Origin of the sequence: Streptomyces smaragdinus (genome assembly GCF_009604385.1) — a bacterium.
Taxonomy (GTDB): Bacteria; Actinomycetota; Actinomycetes; order Streptomycetales; family Streptomycetaceae; genus Streptomyces; species Streptomyces smaragdinus.
Window position 1 is genome coordinate 41,000 of record NZ_WEGJ01000016.1, and the last position, 19,237, is coordinate 60,236.

Genomic DNA, 19,237 nt, shown 5'->3' on the forward strand with positions numbered 1-19,237 from the left:
CGCCCACACCGGGATCGACGAGGTGCCCGAGCTGCTGCACCTGGCGCGGCGGGGCGGGCTGTGGGACCGCATCGCGGGCATGGGCGTGGAGAAGCTGACGCCCGGGGCCGCCGTCGAGGCGTTCGAGGAGGCGATCGTGCTGGTCAAGCGGCTGTCGGGGGGTGGCGGGCCGGTGACGTTCCACGGGAGGCACTACCGGGTCGACGGCATCGAGCCGGCCCCCATCGACGCGCCGCCGGTGTGGACGGGGTCGAACGGGCCCAAGTCACTGGCCGTCACCGGCCGGGTGGCGGACGGCTGGCTGCCGGGCCACGCCGCGGACTGGCTGAGCGAGCGCTACCGCACCTCACGCCCCCTGATCGACGAGGCGGCGGTGGCCGCCGGCCGCGACCCCGGCGCGATCCGTCCCGCCCGGCCACGCGGCGCACGACGAGGTGTCCCTCGGCCGCTGGGGCCAAGAGATCGCCCCGGCCGTCCGGGAGGCGGTGGCGAAGGGCTGAGGGGACGGTCAGTCGGACGACCCCGCGATGTTCACCATCCAGCCGATCCCGAACTTGTCCGTGCACATGCCGAAGGTGTCTCCCCACATCTGCTTCGCCAGCGGCACCGCCACATGCCCGCCCACCGACAGCTTCTCCCAGTACCCCGTGAGCTCCGCGGTGTCGTCACCGCTGAGGCTCACCGAGACGTTCGACCCGGGCTTGAAGTCCATCCCGGGCGGCGTGTCCGACGCCATCAGCGTGAAGCCGGCCGGGGTCTCCAGCATCCCGTGCATGACGCCGTCCGCGCCCTCGGCGGTCGGGTCGCCGAAGTCGCCGAACGTGCTGATGACCAGGTCGCCGCCGAGGCAGTCCCGGTAGAACTCCAGGGCCGGGCGGGCGTTTCCCTTGAACTGAATGTATGGATTCAGGCGTGATGTCATACCGGCACGCTAGCGCCGCCCACTGACAGCGGCGCGGCGTGCGCGGCGATCGGGTTGTCCAGCGTGCCGTGCAGCTGGAGCGCGGCGGACGGGTCGGTCAGGTCGACCATCTGCCGGTTGTCGCGCAGCTGGAGCCGGTTCAGGCAGGACAGGGCGAACGTGGGGGCGAACATGTCGTACCGCCGGAAGCGGTCCGCGAGCTCCGGGACCGACGCCTGGTAGTCCCGTACACACGCGGCGACCGTCCGCCAGAAGGACGTCTCGTCCAGCACGCCCTCCGTGTGCAGAGCGGCCGAGAGGAAGCGCAGGAAGCAGTCAAAGACGTCCGTGAAGACGGCGAGGAGCCGCTCGTCTTCCGGTACGGCCGCCCGGATGCGGGCGACGTCGTCCGGCAGCGGGAGGTCCGGGTCCATGACCACGATCTCCTCCGCGATGTCCTTGAAGATCACGCGGTCGACGGTGCCGTCCCCGGCCAGCACCAGGATCGCGTTCTCGCCGTGCGGCATGTACGCCAGCCCGTACGCGTAGAGGCTGTGCAGCACCGGGACCAGATAGGCGTCGAGATAGCCCCGCAGCCACGCCTCGGGGGCCAGCCCGGAGCGGCGGATCAGCGCGGCGGCGAAGCCGGCGCCGTCCTCGTCGGTGTGCAGCAGGGACGCCATCGTGGCGAGGCGCTGCCCCGGGGCGAGGGACGGGACGGGGCTCTCGCGCCAGAGGGCGGCGAGCATCTTGCGGTACGGGGAGCCGGGGGGCGTCGCGGCCTCGTACTCGAGGTGGCGGTAGCCGACGGCGGCGCGTTCGCGGATGATCGTGAAGCGGGCGGCGCGCAGGACGGGATCGCGGTCGACGAGGTCCGCGAGCCAGTCGTTGATGGCGGGGGTGGCCTCCATGTAGGCGGCGGACAGGCCGCGCATGAAGCCCATGTTGAGGACGGACAGGGCGGTTTTGACGTAGTGGCGGCCGGGGGCGGTGGTGTTGAAGAAGGTGCGGACGGACTGCTGGGCCAGATAGTCGTCCGGGCCGGGGCCGAGCGGTACGAGGCGCCGCAGGGCGACCTCGGAGGCGAAGGTGACGGCGAGCTTGTGCTCCCACTGCCAGGGGTGGACGGGGATCAGGAGGTAGTCGGCGAGGTCCAGGCCCCGGGCGGTCATCGTGGCGGCGAAACGGTCGAGGGTGTCCGGGCCGAGTTCGTCGCGTATCAGACGGTCGTAGGCAAGGCCCGCCCCGGCGTGGAACGCGGCGCGGTCGCGGTGGGCGGCGAGCCACAGCAGGCGGACGGGGGCGGCGGCCTCGGGGGCGTAGGCGTGGAACTCGGTGGCGGTGAAGCCGAGGCGGCCGTTGTTGGCGACGAAGCAGGGGTGGCCCTCCGTCATGCCGGTCTCGATGTCCTGGAAGGAGCCGTGGGCGGCCAGTTCGGCGGCGGTGACCTGCGGTTTCCGCAGTTTGTACGCGGCTGAGGCGAGGGTGGCGGTGATCTCCTCCAGATAGACCGGGAGGATCTCGTCGCTCAGGCCGAGGGTGGTGCGGAATTCGAGGAAGAACTCCAGCGCGTCCAGGTCCCGTTCGCCGTCGGCCGTGCGGCAGGTGAGGGTGGCGGGGTCGATGTGCCAGTGGTCCAGGGCCAGCCGTCGCGCCGCGAAGTCGTACGTGACGCCGCCGTCGTCGGAGCGGACCGTGTAGCGGCCGGGGGCGGTCGTCACGGGGGCGAGCAGCCGTTCGTGCGTGAATTCGGCGAGGGCCTTGGTCAGCAGCCGGCGGGTGGCCCGGTGCCACAGGCGGGGGTTCACGGGAGGGCTCCTTGGGGTACGGCGCGGTTGAACTCCTCGCGGGTGCAGAAGCTCAGGGCGGCGGTTTTGGCGGGGAGGACGACGGTTCGCTCGATACGGAAGCCGACGGCCTCATTGAGGCGCTGTACGGCGGTGTTGCGGACGTCCGGTTCGACGACGATCCGGCGGACGTCCGGGTCGGCGAAGAGCTCCGCCACGACTGCCGTGATGACGGCGCGGGTGAAGCCGTGGACGGGCACGGCGGCCGGGGGGACGAGGAAGTGCATGCCGACGTCCCCCGGCCGGGCGGGGTAGACGCCGGCGAGTTCGCGTACGGCCGGGTCGTAGCGCTCCATGAGGAACGCCGGTTCGCCGTCCCGCAGCCCGAGATACGCGTGGTGGTACGGGTCCGCGTCGATGCGCGCGTACTCCGCCGCGACCTCCGTCTCAGAGGCGTCCCCCAGCAGCCAGAACGCGGCCTTGGGATGCGTGACCCAGCGGTGCAGCAGGGGGGCGTCCGCCGCCGGGTCGACGGGGCGCAGGGTGAAGGCCGTCATATGCCGAACTCCTGGAAGGCGACGCGCTTCTCCACCGGGTAGTACTCGGTGCCGCCGAGTAGCTCGCGGATGATGCTCGCGTTGCGGTACGCGGCCATGCCCAGGTCGGGGGCGGCGAGGCCGTGGGTGTGCAGCTCGGCGTTCTGGACGAAGATCTCGCCGGTGCCGGCGGTGTCGATCGAGTAGTCGCGGCGTACGTCGTACCGCCCCCGCGCGTCCCAGCGGATCCGGTCGCGGACCGGGGCGAGGAAGTCCGGCACCCGGTGCCGGTAGCCGGTGGCCAGCACCAGGCCCTGGGTGTCGAGGGTGAAGTCGCGGCCCTGTTCGCGCTGGCGCAGGCCCAGGGTGTACGTGCCGGCGTCGTGGTGGACGGACGTCAGTTCGGTGTTGGTGAGGAGGCGGGCCGGGACCGGGCGGCGGAGGTTCTTCACGTACAGCAGGTCGAAGATCTCGTTGATCAGGTCGGAGTTGATGCCCTTGTAGAGGTGTTTCTGTGCGCCGATCAGCCGGTCGCGGGCGGCGGGCGGGAGGGCGTGGAAGTAGTCGATGTACTCCGGAGAGGTCATCTCCAGGGTGAGCTTGGTGTATTCGAGGGGGAAGAAGCGCGGGGAGCGGGTGACCCAGGTGAGCGCGTAGTCGTGGGTGTCGATGTCCTGGAGCAGGTCGTGGAAGATCTCGGCGGCGCTCTGTCCGCTGCCGACGACCGTGACGCTGTCCTTGCGCCGCAGTCCGTCGCGCAGTTCGAGGTAGCGGGAGTTGTGGGCAGCGTCGCCCGGCAGACCGCGGCAGGACTCGGGGACGTACGGCGGGGTGCCGGTACCGAGGATCAGCCGGCGGGCGCGGTACGTACGGTCGCCGGTGTGGATGGTGTACGCGCCGTCGTCGTACGTGACCTCCGTGACCCGCTGCCCGAAGCGTACGGCGGGCAGCTGCGCGGCGGCCCAGCGGCAGTAGTCGCTGAACTCCTCGCGCAGGGGGTAGAAGCTCTCGCGGATGTAGAACGAGTAGAGCCGCCCGGACTGCTTCAGATAGCTGAGGAAGGAGTACGGGGACGTCGGGTCGGCCAGCGTGACCAGGTCCGACATGAACGGCGTCTGCAGATGCGTGCCCTCCAGGAACATCCCCGGGTGCCAGGCCCAGTCGGCGGCCTCGCGGGCCTCGAGGAAGACGCCGTCGAGCCCGTCGACGGGGGCGGTGAGGCAGGCCAGGCCCAGGTTGAAGGGGCCGAGGCCGATCGCGGCGAAGTCGTGGACGTCAGTGCGTACGGACAAGGTCGTCTCCCACGGGGGCGGCGGCGTATCCGGCGAGCAGGTCGAGCACGGCGCGGATGTCGTCGAGGGTGGTCTCGGGGTTGAGCAGGGTGAACTTGAGGTGGTCGCGGCCGTCGACCCTGGTGCCGGCCACCACGGCGGCGCCGGAGGCGAACAGGGCTTGGCGGGCACGGCGGTTGGCCTCGTCCGGGACGCCGGCACAGCGGAAGACCAGGGTGGACAGCTGGGGGCGGGCGACGACCTCGAAGCGGGGGTCGGCGTCGAGCAGGGTCCACGCCTCGGCGGCCAGGTCGCAGACGGAGTCGAAGAGGTCGCCGACGGCGTCGGCGCCCATGACGCGCAGGGTGAGCCAGAGCTTGAGGGCGTCGAAGCGGCGGGTGGTCTGGAGGGATTTGTCGACCTGGTTGGGGTGGGCGCCGCGGGCGGGGTTGAGGTAGTCCGCGTGGTACGTGGCGTGGCGCAGGGTACGGCCGTCGCGGACCAGGAGGGCGCTGGAGCTCACCGGCTGGAAGAAGGACTTGTGGAAGTCGACGGTGACGGAGTCGGCGCGCTCCACGCCGTCGAGGAGGTGCCGGCGGGTGCGGGAGGCCAGCAGTCCGCAGCCGTACGCGGCGTCGACGTGCAGCCAGGCGCCGTACCGCTCGCAGAGGGCGGCGATCCCGGGGAGGGGGTCGATGCTGCCGAAGTCGGTGGTGCCGGCGGTGGCGACGACCGCCATGGGGGTCAGTCCGGCGCGGCGGCACTGCGCGAGCTCGCGGGCGAGGGCGGTGGTGTCCATCCGGCGGGTGTCGTCGCAGGGGACGGTGATCACGGCGTCGGGGCCGAGGCCCAGCAGGGCGGCGGACTTGGTGACGCTGAAGTGGCTCGCGGCGGAGGTGAACACGCGCAGGCCGGCGTCCGTCTTGGCCTCCTCGCGGGCCAGCAGCAGGGCCTGGAGGTTGGACTGGGTACCGCCGCTGGTGAACACGCCGTCGGCGGCGGGGCCCAGGCCCGCGCGGGCGGCCGTCCAGTCGATCAGGCGGCGCTCGATGAGGGTGGCGCCGGCGCTCTGGTCCCAGGTGTCGAGGGAGGAGTTGACGGCCGTGAGGAGGGCTTCGGCGAGGACGGCGGGGATGGCTACGGGGCAGTTGAGGTGCGCCAGGTAGCGGGGGTGGTGGAAATAGACGGCGTCGCGGAGGTAGACGGCGTCCAGTTCGGTGAGGGCGGCGGCGGTGTCGCCGAGCGGGGTGTCGAGGTCGACGGCGTCGATCTCCGGGGCGAGGCCGTGCGGGGTGACGCCCGTGAAGGGGGCTTCGACGCGGGCGAATCGGGCGGTCATCCGCTCCACGCCGGCGAGGAGGCTGCGGCGGTAGGCGTCGGCGGAGTGGGCGCCCAGCAGGTGGGACCTGCTCATGAGGGGGGTCCTCCCGAGGGGGTGGCGGGCATGCGGTCACGTAACTACGGCTTCGATCTTTGAGTTAGGTTAGCCTAACCTAACTCCACGTCAACCCCGGGAACGCCCTTACGACCCCGATGTCATCCTGAGGACATGGATTCGCGAGCCGCCTCCCCGTCCGACCCCTCCGCCGTCTTCCCCGCCGCCCGTTCCACCGATCCGGCGCCGGTCTCCGCCGCCGACGTGAAGAACGCCGCCGAGCGCATCGCCGGGCTGGTGCGGCCCGTGACCGTCGCGCCGGGCGGCGACGGGGTGTGGTTCGCACTGGAGTTCCTCCAGCACACCGGGTCGTTCAAGGCACGCGGCGCCGCCAACTTCGTCACCGCCCAGCGCGACGCCGGCGCCGTCCCCGAGACCGGGGTCGTCATCGCCTCCGGCGGCAACGCGGGACTCGCCTGCGCCTGGGCGGCACGCGAGCGCGGCGTCCCGGCGCACGTCTTCCTGCCGCGCACCGCCCCCGCCGTCAAGGCCGAGCGGCTGCGCGGGTACGGGGCCGACGTACGGCTGGAGGGCACCACGTACCAGGAGGCCCTGGACGCCTCCCGGACGTACGCGCTGGCCACCGGGGCGCTGCAGTCCCACGCCTACGACCACCCGCTGGTCTCCGCCGGCGCCGGCACCCTGCTGACGGAGATCGCCCTCGCCGTCCCGGTGGACACCGTCGTCGTGTCGGTGGGCGGCGGCGGGCTCTTCGCCGGGGTCGCGGCGGCCGCGGCGGGCCTCGGCGTCCGGGTCGTCGCCGTGGAGCCGGAGAACTGCCGGGCGCTGAACGCCGCGCACGCCGCCGGGCGGATCGTGGACGTGCCGGTGAACTCGGTGGCCGCCGACTCCCTCGGCGCCACCCGGGTGTCGGCGGACGCGCTGCACTGGATCGGGCGGCCGGAGAACGTGTCCGTGCTGGTGCCGGACGAGGCGATCGTGTCCGTACGGCGGCAGCTGTGGGACGGGCACCGGCTGGCCGTCGAGCACGCGGCGGCGACCGCCCTCGCGGCGCTGGAGACCGGGGCCTACCGGCCGGAGCGCGGGGAGCGGGTCGCGGTGGTGCTCTGCGGGGCGAACACGGATCCGTCGGATCTGGTCTGAAGGCTCAGGGGGTCGAAGCCGCCCGGGCGCGCGCCGCGTACGCGCGGGACTTGTTGCGGTTGCCGCAGATCCGCATCGAGCACCAGCGGCGGCTGCGGTTCTTCGTCACGTCCCGGAACACCCAGCCGCACGTGTGCTCCGCGCACCGTTTGAGCCGCGCCGCCTCGCCCGTCGCCGTCAGCCCGCTCCAGGCGATCGCCAGCTCCGCCAGCGGACGGCGGTCCGCGGGGAGGCCGGGGGCGGGCACCAGCCCTCCCCCGGTGGTGACGACCACCGGCTGCGCGGCCAGTACGGCGTCGGAGGCCTCGACCAGCGCCGCGTCGGGGGTGTCGCCGACGTGCGCGCCCAGGCGCTCGCGCAGGCCCGCCCGCAGGGCGAGGTACGCGGCGTGGGTGGCGGGCGGGACGGCGGGTTCGGCGGGCGCGAGGAGGCCGCGGGCGTGCAGCCAGGACGTCAGGGCGGCGGGGGTGGCGATCTCGTCGCTGCCGTCTTCGACGTCGACCGTGTTGGCGAACGCCTCCACCAGCTCGGCCGCCGCGGGTGCTTCGGGCATCGGTGCCTCCGTTCACTCCTCTCCCGAGTTTACCGGCTAAGCGTTTTACCGGTTGCTGCCGGGCGCCGGATTGTGGAACGCTGACCATCTCACCGGCAAAGCCGATAGGCGGTTAGGGGTCAGCGGATGGCAGTGATACGGGATCAGCGCGCCGCCCCCGCCCGTCGTAACACCGCCGTCCTCGTCGGCTTCACCGCGGCCACCAACCTCGCCGACGGCGTGCTGAAGATGGCCCTCCCCCTCCTCGCCGCCCAGCTCACCGGCTCCCCCGCGCAGGTCACCGCCGTGTCCCTGACCCTCACCGCGCCGTGGCTGCTCATCGCCCTGCACGTCGGGGTGCTCGTCGACCGGGGTGACCGGCGGCGGCTGCTGTGGGCGGCGAACGCGATGCGGCTGGTGGCCGTCGGCTGGCTCGCCACCGTCGCGGGCGCCGGGGGGATCGGGCTGGGGCACCTGCTGGGCGCCGGGGCGGTGCTCGGGGTGGCGGACGTGATCGCCGCGACGGCGGGAGCCGCCATCGTGCCCGCCGCGGTGCCGGAGGCGGGGCGGGAGCGGGCCAACGCGTGGATCTCGGGGGCGGAGACGGTGTGCCAGGAGTTCGCCGGGCCCTTCGCCGGGGGGCTGCTGCTCGCGGCCGGTACGGGGCTGGCCCTGGGGGCGACGTGGGTGGCGTACGCCGCTGCCGCCGCCGCGCTGCTGCTGCTCGCCGGACGGTTCCGGGCTCACGGCGAACCGGCGTCCGCCCCCGTCAACGCCCTGATCGCCGAGGGTGTGCGCTACCTCTGGCGGCACCGCCTGCTGCGCACCATGTCCCTGATCCTGACCGTCCTGTGCGCCGTCTGGGGCGGCTGGCTCGCCCTCATCCCGCTGTACGCGTCCGAGGAGATGGGCCTGGGCTCCGGCGAGTACGGCGTCGTCCTGAGCGCCCTCGGCGTCGGCGGGCTGACCGGGGCCCTCACGGTGACCTGGATCAACCGGGTGCTGGGCGTCCGCCGGGCCATGCTCGCGGACCTGATCGGCACCGCCGCGATGGCCGGCCTCCCGGCGGTCACCGCCAGTGTCTGGGCGGTCGCCGCCGGGGCGTTCCTGGGCGGCGCGGGCGGCACCCTGTGGACGGTGAACTCCCGGACGATCGCCCAGCGGCTGGTCCCGGACGAGATGCTCGGCCGGTTCAACGCGGCCTACCGCCTCTTCAGCTGGGGCGCGATGCCGCTGGGCGCGGCGCTGCTGGGCCTCCTCGCGGAGCTGACGGGCCTGCGCACGGCGTTCGCGGTATTCGCGGCGGCCACGGCGGCGACCGTCCTCCCGTTCCTGCGGACGGTGACCGCACAAAGGGTGGCGGCGCCCGGGTGATCCTCCGGGCGCCGCGTACAACCCTCGAAGCCAGAGGCTGTCCGCAAACCCCCGTCGTTCGCGCGGAGCGCGGGCGTCGCGGCGTTCGGTGCGTGCTCTCGGCGTGCGCCGTCCCAGGTCATGTGGCGGAGCCACCTGTCCTGGGACGGCGTGCGGCGAGATGGGGGTACCCCCTGCTCGAGCGAAGCCGAGAGCTTGGGGGAGTGCCGGGCGTCGGGGCGCAGGCGGGGGTTTGCGGACAGCCTCTAGGCGGAGGCCCGCACCACCAGCTCCGTCGGCAGCAGTGACCGCGGCACCTCGCCGCCCGCCCCCGACGCGCCCGCGCGTTCGATCTCCGCGAGCAGCACCCGTACCATCTCCCGCCCCATCGCCTCCGTCGGCTGACGCACCGAGGTGAGCGGCGGATCCGTGTGCCGGGCCACCGGGGAGTCGTCGAAGCCGATCAGCGCCACGTCCTCCGGCACCCGCCGCCCCGAGCCGCGCAGCACCTGCAGCGCGCCCGCCGCCATCAGGTCCGACCCGGCGAACACCGCGTCCAGCGTCGGGCGGCGCGCCAGCAGCTCGCGCATGGCCCGGCGGCCCGACTCCTCGGTGAAGTCGCCGGGGACCACCAGCGAGGGCTCGGCGGGCAGCCCCGCCGCCTTCAAGGCCTGACGGTAACCCTCGATACGGCACTGGGCACCGAAGACGTCCGGCCGCCCGGAGATCGCGGCGATGTCCCGCCGGCCCCGGGCGATCAGGTGCTCGACCGCGGCCCGGCCCCCGCCCACGTTGTCGGTGTCGACGAACGGCAGCTGCTCGTCCTGCGACCGCCGGCCGGAGATGACGGCGGGGATGCCCTGCTCGGTGAGCTGATCCGGGAGCTTGTCGTCCTGGTGGACGGAGATCAGCAGCACCCCGTCGACGCGGTTGCCGCTCAGATAGCCCGCCAGCCGGGTCCGCTCCTTGGCCGTCCGGCTCAGGGTGAGCAGCAGCTGCTTGTCCGCGTCCAGGATGGCGGCGCTGATGCCGTGGATCATGTCCGAGAAGTACGGCTCGGAGAACAGCCGGGTCTCCGGTTCGGGGATGACCAGCGCGATCGCGTCCGTACTGCCGGCCGCGAGCGCCCGCGCGGTGCGGTTCGGCACGTACCCGAGCTCCGCGATCGCCCGCTCCACGGCGGCCTTCGCCTCCACGCTGACCTGCTGCGATCCGTTGATCACCCGGGACACCGTGCCGCGGCCGACGCCCGCCCGGGCGGCCACCTGCTCCAGCGTGGGCCGCCCGCGCCGGCCCGCCGCCCTTGACACCGGGGGCAGCGCCCGCCTGATGCCGTCCGCCATCTTCCCTCCCTCATGGGAACACCTGGTCGATCGTCAATCGAAACACCATGGTCACACCCCGCGGCGCTCGCCGGTCATAAGGAGGACGAGGCAACGCTCGACGTTCCGCCCAAGTTAACAGCCGGATAACGCCCAGAGGTGAGTGAAGCGCACTCTCTTGACACCTGCCCGCCCAGCCGCGACTCTTCAACTCATCACGACTGGGAGCGCTCCCACGCTAGTCGATCCAAACAGAACCGCACGCGCGAACGACAACTGCACGAACACCGACGTACGATCCGCTTCCGCGGACCGTAGCCGCACCACCCCGCGCGAGCGGACAGCACCACCGCAACAGATCCCGACCACGCCACAGCCTTTGAGCCGCGAGCCGTTTTCCATGGGGCGCCCGTGAGCACCCGGGGGGCAGGCGGGAGTCCGGAATGACACGTCTAGGAGGAACGCAGTGCGCAGCTACCGCACCACCCGCCGCGCGGCCGCCATCGCAGTGACCGCCGCCCTTGCCGCCGGCCTGCTCGCCGGCTGTGCGAGTGACGACGGCGACGACTCGGCCAAGGACACCGGCGGCGACAGCAGCGGAAAGACCACCCTCAACGTCGGTCTGTTCGGTGTCTTCGGTTACCAGGAGGCCGGCCTCTACGCCGAGTACGAGAAGCTCCACCCGAACATCAAGATCAAGCAGACCACGGTCGAGCGGAACGAGAACTACTACCCCGCGCTGCTGACCCACCTCTCCGCGGGCTCCGGTCTCTCCGACATCCAGGGCATCGAGATCGCCAACATCGCGGAGATCACCTCCACGCAGGCGGACAAGTTCATGGACCTCTCGAAGGTCGAGGGCGCCTCCAAGGACAACTTCTTCCCGTGGAAGGCCGCCCAGGGTTCGACCAAGGACGGCAAGCTCATCGGCCTCGGCACCGACATCGGCCCGATGGCGCTGTGCTACCGCAAGGACCTCTTCGAGGCCGCGGGCCTGCCCACCGACCGCGACAAGGTCGCGGAGCTGTGGAAGGGCGACTGGAAGAAGTGGGTGGACGCCGGCAACCAGTACAAGGCCAAGGCTCCCAAGGGCACCGCGTGGACCGACGGCGCCGCCGGTGTGTTCAACGCCGCGATCTCCTCCAGCGCGACCCGCTACGTGGACGACAGCGGTAACTACATCTACAAGGACAATCCGGACGTCCGTGCCGCGTTCGACCTGGCGGCCGACGCCGCGGCGAACGGTCTGACCGCCAAGACCGGTGAGCCCTTCACCGAGCCGTGGAACCAGGCCATCGCCAACGGCAAGTTCGCCACCATCTCCTGCCCCGCCTGGATGCTCGGCACCCTGAAGGACAAGGGCGGCGACAAGGCCAAGGGCAAGTGGGACATCGCCGTACCGCCGAAGGGCGGCAACTGGGGCGGTTCGTTCCTCGGCGTCCCGGAGGCCGGCAAGAACAAGGAGGAGGCCGCCAAGCTCGCCGCCTGGCTGACCGCCCCCGAGCAGCAGGCGAAGCTCTTCGCCAAGCAGGGCAGCTTCCCGAGCTCCCCGCAGGCCGCTGCCATGCCGGAGATCAAGACGGCCAAGAACGACTACTTCCCCGAGGTTCCGTACGGCGAGATCTTCAGCGCCACGGCCGCCGACATCCCCGTCCAGGTGATCGGCGCGAAGGACCAGACGGTCCAGGAGAACTTCGTCCGCTCCGGCCTGCTGCTCGTCGAGCAGGGCAAGCAGGACAAGGACGGCGCCTGGGACGCCGCGATCAAGGCCATCGACAACGCCCTCGACCAGTGAGAATCCTGTGACCTCAACCGGCTCACACGTGACCGCGCCCCCCTCGAACAAGGGGGGCGCGGCCCCGCGCCACCAGAATTCCGACGGCGCGAACACGGCCCGTAACGCGAAGCGGCGCAGCCGCCTCTACCGCTGGGACATGAAGTACAGCCCGTACGGGTTCATCGCGCCCTTCTTCCTCTTCTTCCTCGCCTTCGGGCTCTTCCCGCTGCTGTACACGGGGTACGCCTCGCTGCACCAGGTGGAGCTCACCGCGCCGACCGACATGAACTGGGTGGGCCTGCGCAACTACAGCCGGCTCCTCGAGGACGACTTCTTCTGGAACGCCCTGAAGGTCACCCTCATCCTCGGCATCATGTCGACGGTGCCGCAGCTGCTCATGGCGCTGGGCCTGGCCCATCTGCTGAACTACCGGCTGCGCGGCAGCACCTTCTTCCGGGTCGCCATGCTCACCCCGTACGCCACCTCGGTGGCGGCGGCGACCCTCGTGTTCGCGATGCTCTTCGGCCGCGACTACGGAATGATCAACTGGTTCCTGGGCTTCTTCGGTGTCGATCACATCGACTGGGCGGCGGGCACCTGGTCCTCCCGGATCGGTGTCTCCGTCATCGTGATCTGGCGCTGGACGGGGTACAACACCCTGATCTATCTGGCGGCCATGCAGGCGATCCCGAAGGACCTGTACGAGTCCGCCGCCATCGACGGCGCCTCCCGCTGGAAGCAGTTCCTGCACGTCACGATCCCGTCCCTGCGCCCGACGATCCTCTTCACCGTGGTCGTCTCCAGCATCGGCGCGATGCAGCTGTTCGGTGAGCCGCTGCTGTTCAACCCCGGCGGCGGAGCGAACGGCGGCGCGGAGCACCAGTTCCAGACCATCGGCCTGTACCTGTACGAGCAGGGCTGGACCAACCAGCATCTCGGCCGGGGTGCCGCCATCGCCTGGGTGATGTTCATCCTGCTCGTCGTGATCGGTCTGCTCAGCACGCTGATCTCCCGCCGGCTGGCGAAAACACACTGAAGGATCTCTGATGGCACACGCACTCAAGACGCCCGCGGACGTCGAGCCCCGCGGCCGCCGCAGCAAGGTCAGGGCGGGCCGGGCCGGCGGTCAGGACCGCGCCGGCTGGTTCACGTACACCGTGCTGGTCCTGTTCACGATCGGCTCGCTCTTCCCGCTGTTCTGGACGGCCGTCGCGGCCTCCCGGAACAACACCCGGCTCGCGGAGACCCCACCGCCGTTCTGGTTCGGCGGCAACCTCCTCGACAAGTCCGAGGTCGCCTGGAACACCGGCAACATGGGCCTGGCGCTGCTGAACACGACCATCGTGGCGGGCTGCATCGCGGCCGGTACGGTGATCTTCGGCACGCTGGCCGGGTTCGCCTTCGCCAAGCTGCGGTTCCGGATGAAGAACATGCTGCTGCTCATGGTCATCGGCACGATGATGGTCCCGCCGCAGCTCAGCGTCGTCCCGCTGTTCATGGCGATCGCGAAGCTGGAGTGGACCAACCAGCTGCAGGCGGTCATCCTGCCGTTCCTGGTGAGCGCGTTCGGCGTGTTCTTCATGCGGCAGTACCTGGAGCAGGCGCTGCCGACCGAGCTGATCGAGGCCGCCCGGGTCGACGGTGCGCACAGCCTGCGGGTGGTGTGGCACGTGGTCTTCCCCGCGGCCAGACCCGCCATGGCGGTGCTCGGCATGCTGACGTTCGTGATGGCCTGGAACGAGTTCTTCTGGCCGATCATCGCGCTGACCCAGCAGAATCCCACCGTCCAGGTGGCACTCACCGGTCTGGGCCGCGGCTATGTGCCCGACCAGTCGGTGATCATGGCGGGCGCCCTGCTCGGCACCCTGCCGCTGCTGGTGCTGCTGGCCCTGTTCGGCAAGCAGATCGTCGGCGGCATCATGTCCGGCGCCGTGAAGGGCTAGCCCGGCAGCCGGACGCACGTCCGGTGACGCGTACCACCGAACCTTCGTCACGGGGGCAGGGCGACCAGCGTCGTTCGCCCGCCCCTCACTCCCCCAACCCACCTGGGTTCGGGCCGATTTGTGATGGGAGCGCTCCCAAAAATGACAGACGCCAAGGTGACTCCTCCGTCGTTTCCCGCCGGCTTTCTCTGGGGCTCGGCAACCGCCGCGTATCAGATCGAGGGCGCGGCGGCGCTGGACGGCCGGACCCCCTCCATCTGGGACACGTTCTCCCACACCCCGGGCAAAACGCTCGGCGGCGACACCGGTGACGTAGCCGTCGACCACTACCACCGCTTCCGCGACGACGTGCAGATGATGGCGGACCTCGGGCTCGGCGCCTACCGCTTCTCGGTGTCGTGGTCGCGGGTGCAGCCCACCGGCCGGGGCCCCGCCGTCCAGCGCGGCATCGACTTCTACCGCAAGCTCGTGGACGAGCTCCTCGAGCACAACATCACCCCCGCGCTCACCCTCTACCACTGGGACCTCCCCCAGGAGCTCGAGGACGCCGGCGGCTGGCCGCACCGCGACACCGCCGCCCGCTTCGCCGAGTACGCCGCCCTCGTCGGGCAGGCGCTGGGCGACCGGGTCGAGCTGTGGTCCACCCTCAACGAGCCCTGGTGCAGCGCCTTCCTCGGCTACGCCGCCGGCGTGCACGCCCCCGGCCGTACCGTCCCCGTCGCCGCGCTGCGCGCCGCCCACCATCTGAACCTCGGCCACGGTCTGGCCGTCCAGGCGCTGCGCCAGGTGCTGCCCGCCCGGGCGCAGATCGGCGTCTGCCACAACCCGTCGCTGGTGCGCGCCCGCACCGACAGCCCCGAGGACATCGACGCCGCGCGCCGGATCGACGCCCTGTCGACCCGGATCTGGACGGGTCCGCAGCTCAAGGGCCGCTATGACGAGGACCTTCTCGCCGACACCGCCCGCATCACCGACTGGTCGTTCGTCCAGGAGGGCGATCTGGCCACGATCAACCAGCCGCTGGACTTCATGGGGATCAACTACTACAACCCCACCCTCGTCTCGGCCCTCTCCGACGGCGAGTCCGGCCCGCGCGACGACGGCCACGGCGGCGGCGCCTCGCCCTGGCCCGGCGCCGACAAGGTCGCCTTCCACCAGTCGCCGGGCGAGCGCACCGCGATGGGCTGGACCGTCGACCCGACCGGTCTGTACGACCTGCTGATGCGCTTCCACCGCGACGCCCCCGACCTGCCGCTGCTCATCACCGAGAACGGCGCCGCGTACGACGACAAGCCCGACGCGGACGGCCAGGTCAACGACCCCGAGCGGATCGCCTACATCCACGGCCACCTGGCCGCCCTCCACCGCGCGATGGCGGACGGCGCGGACGTGCGGGGCTACTTCCTCTGGTCGCTGATGGACAACTTCGAGTGGGCGTACGGCTACAGCAAGCGCTTCGGCGCGGTGTACGTCGACTACCCGTCGCAGACCCGTACGCCGAAGGCCAGCGCCCGCTATTACGCGGAGGTGGCCCGCAGCGGAGTCCTCCAGGAGCCGCCCAGATGACGACGGGGGCCATCAGCCTGCGGGAGGTCAGCAAGAGCTACGACCGGCGCATTCCCGCCGTGAACAAGGTGTCGCTCGAGATCGAGCCCGGTGAGTTCCTGGTGCTGCTCGGCCCCTCGGGGTGCGGGAAGTCGACTCTGCTCCGGCTGATCGCGGGGCTGGAGTCGGCCACCTCGGGGCAGGTCTGGCTGGACGGCGAGGAGGCCGGCGAACTGCCGCCGGCGGCCCGCAACATCGCCATGGTGTTCCAGAGCTCGGCGCTGTATCCGGCGATGAGCGGCGCCGGGAACATCGGCTTCCCGCTGCGGCTGGGCGGGATGGCGGACGAGGAGTCCACGCCGCGCGTCGACTGGGCGGCGCGGCTCCTCGGGGTGACGGAGCTGCTCGAGCGGCGCCCGGGCCAGATGTCGGGCGGTGAGCGCCAGCGGGTGGCGATCGGCCGCGCCGTGGTCCGGGCGCCGTCGGCGTTCCTGCTGGACGAGCCGCTGTCCAGCCTGGACGCCAAGCTCCGCAACCAGCTCCGGGTGGAGATCGCCCGCCTCACCCGGGAGCTGAACACCACCACCGTCTACGTCACCCACGACCAGGGCGAGGCGATGAGTCTGGGTGACCGGGTGGCGGTGATGCGCGACGGGGTGCTCCAGCAGGTGGACACCCCGCGCGAGCTGTACCGGATGCCGGTGAACGTGTTCGTCGCGGCGTTCGTGGGCGTTCCGCGGATCAATCTGCTGAACGGGACGGTGCTGTCGCCGCTGGACGGCCCCGTCTTCGTCGACCTGGGCCGCCAGCGCATCGAGCTGCCCCAGCCGCTGCCCCCGGACCATCAGCTGCTGCGGATCCAGCAGCACCGGCCGCTGCTGATCGGCGTGCGCGCGGAGGACGTACGCATCGCGGGGCCGGAGCGGGCCGGGCCCGCGGAGGTGCCGCTGCGCGGGGTGGTGGAGCAGGTGGAGTACCAGGGACACGAGACGCTGCTGCACCTGAGCATCGGGGCCGTGCCCGCGGTCGTCCCCGCGCTGGAGGCGCCGCGCTATCTGCCCCGGGAGCGCAAGTCGGGGCGCCCGTCGTGGCTGCGGCTGGGCTCCGCGCCCCAGCCGCCCGCCCCGCCGCCGGCGCCGGCCCCGCAGCAGCAGGTGGGGGATCTGGTCGTACGCGCGGAGGCCGGGATGAATCCGCTGGTCGGCGACCGGCTGCCGGTGCTGCTCAACACGCGCCGGCTGTTCGTGTTCGACGAGCAGGGCCGCCGGCTGTGTCCGGCACCGCCCGGCGGGGCGCAGTTCTACGGCTGACCCCGCGCATGAACGTCCCGGTGGCCGTCCGTGGAGGGGACGGACGGTCGCCGGGAGATGGACCTGTCGCCGGCCCCGTCCGTTGCCCCGCCCGGGGCCGGCGACAGCCTTTCTCACGGAGGCGGCTCCAGCTTGACCCCGACCCCGCGCAGGGTGTGCAGATAGCGCGGGGCGGCGGCCGTCTCGCCCAGTTTGCGGCGCAGCCACGACAGATGGACGTCTATCGTCTGGTCGTCGCCGTAGCTCTGCCGCCACACCTCGGCCAGCAGCTCCCCGCGCGCCACGACGACCCCCGGCCGCCGGGCGAGGAACGCCAGCAGGTCGAACTCCCGCCGGGTCAGCGCCAGCGGCTCCCCGTCCAGCCGCGCCCGCCGCCGCCGCGGGTCGATGCGCAGCCCGCCCACCTCGATCACGTCCGGCTGCGGGGCCTCCTCGGGCCGGGGGCGGGGGCGGGCCCGGCGCAGGACGGCGGCGAGGCGGGCGGTGAGCTGTTCGCCGGAGAAGGGTCTGACGAGGTAGTCGTCGGCGCCCTCGTCGAGCAGCCGGACGATGCCCGCCTCGTCGGCGCGGTCGGTGGCGACGATCACCGGGACGTCCGTGACGCCGCGCAGCATCCGCAGCACCTCCGCCCCGTCCGGGCCGGCCGCCCCGAGGTCCAGGACGACCGCGTCGAAGCGGTGGTGGGCCACCTCGCGCAGGGCCTGCGGGGCGGTCCCCACGCTGCGTACCGTGTGCGCCGCCGCGGTCAGCTGCCGGATCAGCGCCGACCGTACGAACTGATCGTCCTCGACCACCAGCACACTCGCCATGTCCCGCAACGTACGCCCGTCCGCCGCGCCGGGACCCGATGTCGGCGGGATCGGTGGCGGGAACGGGGGGCGCGCTTGACCGCGGGCGGCGCGTTCGGGCCGGGTCTGCGGTACGGGTGGGGCGGACGGGTCACTTGAACACGCTGGGCGGCGGCGCCGGTGACTCCACCGCGTGGGCGTCGGTGACCGGGCGGGCGCCGCCGGGGAAGGCGGCGAGGTCCGCGCCGTGCAGGGTGCGGGCGGGCTGCGGGTCGCTCGCGGCGCGGCGGGTCAGCTCGGCGACGGGCAGCGGGGCGCCGGAGGCGACGAGCACCGCGTTGCCGAAGCGCTTGCCGCGCAGGACGGCGGGGTCGGCGATCAGGCAGGCCTCGGGGAAGACCTCCAGCGCGGTGGCGATCTGGGCCCGCAGATGCCGCAGGGGCGGGCCGTCGGCGAGGTTCGCGGCGTACGTCCCGGCGGGGTCCAGGACCCGGCGGACCTCGGTGAGGAACTCGACGCTCGTCAGATGCGCGGGGGTGCGCGCCACCCGGAAGACGTCGGCTATGACGAGGTCGGCGGACGCGTCCGCCAGCTTGGCCAGCCCGGCCCGGGCGTCGCCCCCGCGCACCCGTATGCGTGCCTGCTCGGGCAGCGGGAGCTCACGTCGTACGAGCGCGGTGAGCCGGGCGTCGATCTCCACGACCTGCTGGGCGGACCGGGGCCTGGTGGCCGCGATGTAGCGCGCCATGGTGAGGGCGCCGCCGCCCAGATGCACGGCCCGCAGGGGCCGGCCGGGCGGGGCGGCGAGGTCGGCCGCGTGGCCCAGGCGGCGCTGGTACTCGAACGTCAGCCGGGCCGGGTCGTCGAGGTCCACGTACGACTGCGGGGCCCCGCCGACCAGCAGGGTCCAGGCCCGGGCCCGCTCGGGATCCGGCCGCAGCTCGGCGACCCCGCCGTCCACCTCCTCGACGACGGCGTCCCGCCCGCGCGTCCGCTGTCTCGCCACGTCGATCAGTATGGGCGCACCCGGCGCCCGTCGCGCGAGGGGGCTAGGGCCTGTGCCGAGTTCCCCGCACAGGCCCTAGAAACAGCGGTCGGCGGCCTCGATCGTCCGCTTGGCCTCGCCCAGCGCCTCCCGCAGCACCACCGGGTCCGTCACCGGCGGGGCCTGCTCGGGGGACACCAGCCAGTGCGTCCCGGCCACCGGGGGGACGGCGGGTACGGCGCGTGCGCACGTCTGCGTGCAGGCGCTGCCGGGGACGTCCCAGCGCTCGGCCGTGCCCGGCGGCACCAGGAAGCCCAGGGTGTCGAAGTCGCCGTCGTGCAGCACGGGGCCCACGGCGGTGCGCAGCCGCAGGATGTCCACGGCCTCGAGGCCGTGCCGGGCCGGCACGGTGACGAGGTCGCAGGGCTCGGCCGGAGCGCGGCCGAGCTGTGGTCCGCTGGTGTCCACACCGGTGTCCAGCAAGGGAAACCCCTCCTCACGCGGGAAGCCGCGTTACGTGTCCGCGGCCGGTCCGCGGGGTCGTCCAGAGCGTTGTCCGCAGTGTTCAACGCGGCAGGACGTCATCGGCTACGCCGGCGGAAGGCCGTAAAGGATGGCACTTCATGGCGGATCGCGGTGGGGATATCC

General features: G+C 72.2%; 17 protein-coding genes and 1 pseudogene. 8 read left to right on the top strand and 10 right to left on the bottom strand.

Annotated elements, in window-relative coordinates; all coding sequences use genetic code 11:
• Window positions 1-79 precede the first annotated feature (79 nt).
• Window positions 80-349: pseudogene (locus SRB5_RS37175) on the top strand (LLM class flavin-dependent oxidoreductase); the annotation flags it as partial.
• Between the two features lie 159 nt (window positions 350-508).
• Here the strand turns inward: SRB5_RS37175 and SRB5_RS20295 are convergent.
• The 5 genes from SRB5_RS20295 to SRB5_RS20315 are packed head-to-tail and all read right to left on the bottom strand — an operon-like array spanning window position 509 to window position 5,909.
• Window positions 509-922, bottom strand: a complete 414-nt coding sequence (locus SRB5_RS20295) for a VOC family protein (protein ID WP_153454031.1) — start codon at window positions 920-922, stop codon at window positions 509-511.
• Window positions 919-2,709: an IucA/IucC family protein gene (locus tag SRB5_RS20300; RefSeq protein WP_323378192.1), complete on the bottom strand. Its 1,791-nt coding sequence runs from the start codon at window positions 2,707-2,709 to the stop codon at window positions 919-921. Before SRB5_RS20300 ends, SRB5_RS20295 begins: the two co-directional genes overlap by 4 nt.
• Window positions 2,706-3,245 carry a GNAT family N-acetyltransferase gene (locus SRB5_RS20305; protein ID WP_153454035.1) on the bottom strand — a complete coding sequence of 180 codons (540 nt, stop codon included), beginning with the start codon at window positions 3,243-3,245 and terminating at the stop codon, window positions 2,706-2,708. The genes SRB5_RS20300 and SRB5_RS20305 overlap by 4 nt, the downstream gene beginning before the upstream one ends.
• On the bottom strand, window positions 3,242-4,516 hold the full coding sequence (locus SRB5_RS20310; protein WP_153454037.1) for a lysine N(6)-hydroxylase/L-ornithine N(5)-oxygenase family protein: 1,275 nt from the start codon (window positions 4,514-4,516) through the stop codon (window positions 3,242-3,244). Before SRB5_RS20310 ends, SRB5_RS20305 begins: the two co-directional genes overlap by 4 nt.
• On the bottom strand, window positions 4,500-5,909 hold the full coding sequence (locus SRB5_RS20315; RefSeq protein WP_153454039.1) for a pyridoxal phosphate-dependent decarboxylase family protein: 1,410 nt from the start codon (window positions 5,907-5,909) through the stop codon (window positions 4,500-4,502). Before SRB5_RS20315 ends, SRB5_RS20310 begins: the two co-directional genes overlap by 17 nt.
• 135 nt (window positions 5,910-6,044) lie before the next feature.
• On the opposite strand from SRB5_RS20315, the gene SRB5_RS20320 reads away from it, so the two are divergent.
• On the top strand, window positions 6,045-7,034 hold the full coding sequence (locus SRB5_RS20320) for a serine/threonine dehydratase (protein WP_153454042.1): 990 nt from the start codon (window positions 6,045-6,047) through the stop codon (window positions 7,032-7,034).
• A 4-nt stretch (window positions 7,035-7,038) separates the two neighbouring features.
• On the opposite strand, the gene SRB5_RS20325 is transcribed toward SRB5_RS20320, so the two are convergent.
• Window positions 7,039-7,587 carry a CGNR zinc finger domain-containing protein gene (locus tag SRB5_RS20325; protein WP_153454044.1) on the bottom strand — a complete coding sequence of 183 codons (549 nt, stop codon included), beginning with the start codon at window positions 7,585-7,587 and terminating at the stop codon, window positions 7,039-7,041.
• A 126-nt stretch (window positions 7,588-7,713) separates the two neighbouring features.
• On the opposite strand from SRB5_RS20325, the gene SRB5_RS20330 reads away from it, so the two are divergent.
• Complete coding sequence (locus SRB5_RS20330; RefSeq protein ID WP_153454046.1) at window positions 7,714-8,940, top strand: MFS transporter; 1,227 nt, start codon at window positions 7,714-7,716, stop codon at window positions 8,938-8,940.
• Between the two features lie 245 nt (window positions 8,941-9,185).
• On the opposite strand, the gene SRB5_RS20335 is transcribed toward SRB5_RS20330, so the two are convergent.
• Window positions 9,186-10,262 (bottom strand): LacI family DNA-binding transcriptional regulator, encoded by a 1,077-nt coding sequence (locus SRB5_RS20335; protein WP_153454048.1) that lies wholly within the window; start codon window positions 10,260-10,262, stop codon window positions 9,186-9,188.
• Window positions 10,263-10,707: 445 nt separating this feature from the next.
• Here SRB5_RS20335 and SRB5_RS20340 point away from each other — a divergent pair, with 445 nt between their 5' ends.
• The 5 genes from SRB5_RS20340 (at window position 10,708) to SRB5_RS20360 (ending at window position 16,816) form a co-directional block, all read left to right on the top strand.
• Window positions 10,708-12,036, top strand: coding sequence for an ABC transporter substrate-binding protein (locus SRB5_RS20340; RefSeq protein ID WP_323378193.1), 1,329 nt, complete (start codon window positions 10,708-10,710; stop codon window positions 12,034-12,036).
• A gap of 28 nt (window positions 12,037-12,064) precedes the next feature.
• The gene (locus SRB5_RS20345; RefSeq protein ID WP_407703945.1) at window positions 12,065-13,054 is read left to right on the top strand and encodes a carbohydrate ABC transporter permease; all 990 of its coding nucleotides are present in this window, start codon (window positions 12,065-12,067) and stop codon (window positions 13,052-13,054) included.
• A 10-nt stretch (window positions 13,055-13,064) separates the two neighbouring features.
• A complete protein-coding gene (locus SRB5_RS20350; RefSeq protein WP_153454050.1) occupies window positions 13,065-13,961 on the top strand; it encodes a carbohydrate ABC transporter permease in 897 nt (298 codons plus the stop codon).
• Between the two features lie 141 nt (window positions 13,962-14,102).
• Window positions 14,103-15,527: a GH1 family beta-glucosidase gene (locus SRB5_RS20355; protein WP_153454052.1), complete on the top strand. Its 1,425-nt coding sequence runs from the start codon at window positions 14,103-14,105 to the stop codon at window positions 15,525-15,527.
• Window positions 15,524-16,816: an ABC transporter ATP-binding protein gene (locus tag SRB5_RS20360; RefSeq protein WP_153454054.1), complete on the top strand. Its 1,293-nt coding sequence runs from the start codon at window positions 15,524-15,526 to the stop codon at window positions 16,814-16,816. Before SRB5_RS20355 ends, SRB5_RS20360 begins: the two co-directional genes overlap by 4 nt.
• 113 nt (window positions 16,817-16,929) lie before the next feature.
• Here the strand turns inward: SRB5_RS20360 and SRB5_RS20365 are convergent, their stop codons facing one another.
• The 3 genes from SRB5_RS20365 to SRB5_RS20375 form a co-directional block, all read right to left on the bottom strand.
• Window positions 16,930-17,625 carry a response regulator transcription factor gene (locus SRB5_RS20365; RefSeq protein WP_194292974.1) on the bottom strand — a complete coding sequence of 232 codons (696 nt, stop codon included), beginning with the start codon at window positions 17,623-17,625 and terminating at the stop codon, window positions 16,930-16,932.
• Window positions 17,626-17,755: 130 nt separating this feature from the next.
• Window positions 17,756-18,610 carry a spermidine synthase gene (locus tag SRB5_RS20370; protein WP_323378195.1) on the bottom strand — a complete coding sequence of 285 codons (855 nt, stop codon included), beginning with the start codon at window positions 18,608-18,610 and terminating at the stop codon, window positions 17,756-17,758.
• 75 nt (window positions 18,611-18,685) lie between these two features.
• The gene (locus SRB5_RS20375) at window positions 18,686-19,072 is read right to left on the bottom strand and encodes a hypothetical protein (protein ID WP_153454060.1); all 387 of its coding nucleotides are present in this window, start codon (window positions 19,070-19,072) and stop codon (window positions 18,686-18,688) included.
• Window positions 19,073-19,237 lie beyond the last annotated feature (165 nt).

Coding starts and splice junctions, on each gene's coding strand:
- SRB5_RS20295 (WP_153454031.1), bottom strand. CDS start 922: ATGACATCACGCCTGAATCCATACATTCAGTTCAAGGGAAACGCCCGC.
- SRB5_RS20305 (WP_153454035.1), bottom strand. CDS start 3,245: ATGACGGCCTTCACCCTGCGCCCCGTCGACCCGGCGGCGGACGCCCCC.
- SRB5_RS20315 (WP_153454039.1), bottom strand. CDS start 5,909: ATGAGCAGGTCCCACCTGCTGGGCGCCCACTCCGCCGACGCCTACCGC.
- SRB5_RS20320 (WP_153454042.1), top strand. CDS start 6,045: ATGGATTCGCGAGCCGCCTCCCCGTCCGACCCCTCCGCCGTCTTCCCC.
- SRB5_RS20325 (WP_153454044.1), bottom strand. CDS start 7,587: ATGCCCGAAGCACCCGCGGCGGCCGAGCTGGTGGAGGCGTTCGCCAAC.
- SRB5_RS20330 (WP_153454046.1), top strand. CDS start 7,714: ATGGCAGTGATACGGGATCAGCGCGCCGCCCCCGCCCGTCGTAACACC.
- SRB5_RS20335 (WP_153454048.1), bottom strand. CDS start 10,262: ATGGCGGACGGCATCAGGCGGGCGCTGCCCCCGGTGTCAAGGGCGGCG.
- SRB5_RS20350 (WP_153454050.1), top strand. CDS start 13,065: ATGGCACACGCACTCAAGACGCCCGCGGACGTCGAGCCCCGCGGCCGC.
- SRB5_RS20355 (WP_153454052.1), top strand. CDS start 14,103: ATGACAGACGCCAAGGTGACTCCTCCGTCGTTTCCCGCCGGCTTTCTC.
- SRB5_RS20360 (WP_153454054.1), top strand. CDS start 15,524: ATGACGACGGGGGCCATCAGCCTGCGGGAGGTCAGCAAGAGCTACGAC.
- SRB5_RS20365 (WP_194292974.1), bottom strand. CDS start 17,625: ATGGCGAGTGTGCTGGTGGTCGAGGACGATCAGTTCGTACGGTCGGCG.